General features: G+C 59.8%; 3 protein-coding genes. All 3 read right to left on the minus strand.

Annotation, left to right across the window (positions count from 1 at the left end; translation table 11 throughout):
* Window positions 1-399: 399 nt before the first annotated feature.
* A complete protein-coding gene (locus tag WAO74_RS09830) occupies window positions 400-768 on the minus strand; it encodes a DUF5615 family PIN-like protein (protein WP_422161675.1) in 369 nt (122 codons plus the stop codon).
* The gene (locus WAO74_RS09835) at window positions 765-995 is read right to left on the minus strand and encodes a DUF433 domain-containing protein (RefSeq protein ID WP_422161678.1); all 231 of its coding nucleotides are present in this window, start codon (window positions 993-995) and stop codon (window positions 765-767) included. Before WAO74_RS09835 ends, WAO74_RS09830 begins: the two co-directional genes overlap by 4 nt.
* Window positions 996-1,062: 67 nt before the next feature.
* Window positions 1,063-1,701, minus strand: a complete 639-nt coding sequence (locus tag WAO74_RS09840) for a helix-turn-helix transcriptional regulator (RefSeq protein ID WP_422161680.1) — start codon at window positions 1,699-1,701, stop codon at window positions 1,063-1,065.
* Window positions 1,702-1,738: the final 37 nt, after the last annotated feature.

Genomic DNA, 1,738 nt, shown 5'->3' on the forward strand with positions numbered 1-1,738 from the left:
AACTAAGCGAGCATGACGCGAAATTGGTGACCACCGTCGAACTTGCGGGGACAGGCACCGCCTAACCGACGGCGACGGATCTCCGTCACCTCTAGTTCAGGACACCATCTGGGGCCATCGGTCAGCACAAGGTCTGACATGTTCGTAGGCACCAGCCGCCGCCAACACCCGGCCATCATCCAGTGGCTTGCCAACGACGGCATGTCTCGCAGTTTGAAGATCACTTCGGGGAGTCCCGTTATCGGTCCTGGCCTCAACCGGTCACTGCACCACTAGCGTCATTCTTGGGTGACCGCCAGAAACCGTGCGACGCACAATCAAGCGTGAGTTTCGGTTGCGACAACCCGGGATGAACGATCGCGATTCGGCCCAGGCTCGCCTCTGGCTGGTCGTGAGGTTCTATGAAATGGGTAGGTCGCGCACTCGTAGATGGGTGGAGCTCAACGACACGACAGCCCCAGCTTCAAGGTAGGTGGCGGCGGTCGGCAGGTTGCTTACGAGAAGTGCTGCCTGCCCATCGGGGGTTAGGTGGTCGGTGGATCGCAGCAACACCAGCGAAGGGGCGACCAGTCCGCCGATCGCCAACATTGTGGTGAAGTCAGAGTCCGCACTAACAATGGTCTGCCCGTGGCTGGTCGCGTATTCAAGGATTACTGCATCAGAAGCGGCACCCATGTCCTGATCTTTGACGTGTTCAACGTCGTACCCGGCCTCAGCCAGGCGCGCAGCGACTCGCGTGGACAGATTCGCGTCGATGAGCAGTCTCATGCGGGACGAGTCAACGGCAGTTCTCGTTCCCTGACCGCCAGCGCCGCGTATTCAAGAGCCGCAGCAATATCTTCTGCTTCCAACTCTGGATAATCGACCAATATTTGCTCGCTAGTCTGACCAGCTGCTAGTTGTCCAAGCACAGCTGACACCGTGACCCGCAACCCTCGTATACAGGGCAGTCCGGTCATCTGGGCAGGATCAACAGTGATCCGATCAAAGGGCACATTCTCATGCTAGGCCAAACCCGCCTCAAGCATCCAAAAGATAGACACCAACAGGCAGCTATCGGTCTTACGTTCCGTGCTGCTTGCGTTTGCCACCCCACCAGTGGCGACCAACTGGCTGGGCTACTGCTGGCTGCCTCACGTCTATGACGGTGTTCGCCTGTGGTGCGGGGGCTTGCGCCGGAACTTCTACCGGGGTTTGTGCCTGTGGTTGTGGTGTCACGGGGCGTGCTTCGATGGCACGTAGTGCTGTCTCTAACCCCGTGACTGCACGCTGTAGTGCTTCGGTTCCTTGTTGCGCTGCTGTGGCTGCGCGTTCGGCTGCTGCTGCAGCGGCTTCTGCCCGCTCGGCTCTGACTCGTAGGTCGATGACTTCGCTCAGTGTCATGGTCACGGTGGGTTCAGGTGTGTTCACCGTGCCCTTCACCCCCTGCTCTGACGTAGGGCCGCCCCCTTGTTCTGGCCCCTGGTCGGGCTCACTCTTGCCCTGCTCAGTGAGATGCAGTCCCGCGTTGAGTAGGTCATCTATTGGGATGTGCCATGCCTGGTCGTCTCCGTATTGGTAGGCGTTGGGGAACTTGCCTGCCTCCCGGTATCGCCTAATGGTGGAGCGGGATACCCCGCATGCTTCGGTTGCTTGTCTGATGCTCAGTGCTGGCCGTGCCATGTTCACGGGGGTCTGCTCTGACTGGGGGCCGTTGTCCATGCGGCCACCCTGCCATGCGTGTTCACCCTTGTTCAGC

Origin of the sequence: Polaribacter sp. (assembly GCF_049276715.1) — a bacterium.
In the GTDB taxonomy this organism is placed as follows: domain Bacteria; phylum Bacteroidota; class Bacteroidia; order Flavobacteriales; family Flavobacteriaceae; genus Polaribacter.

Coding starts and splice junctions, on each gene's coding strand:
- WAO74_RS09830 (WP_422161675.1), bottom strand. CDS start 768: ATGAGACTGCTCATCGACGCGAATCTGTCCACGCGAGTCGCTGCGCGC.
- WAO74_RS09840 (WP_422161680.1), bottom strand. CDS start 1,701: ATGGACAACGGCCCCCAGTCAGAGCAGACCCCCGTGAACATGGCACGG.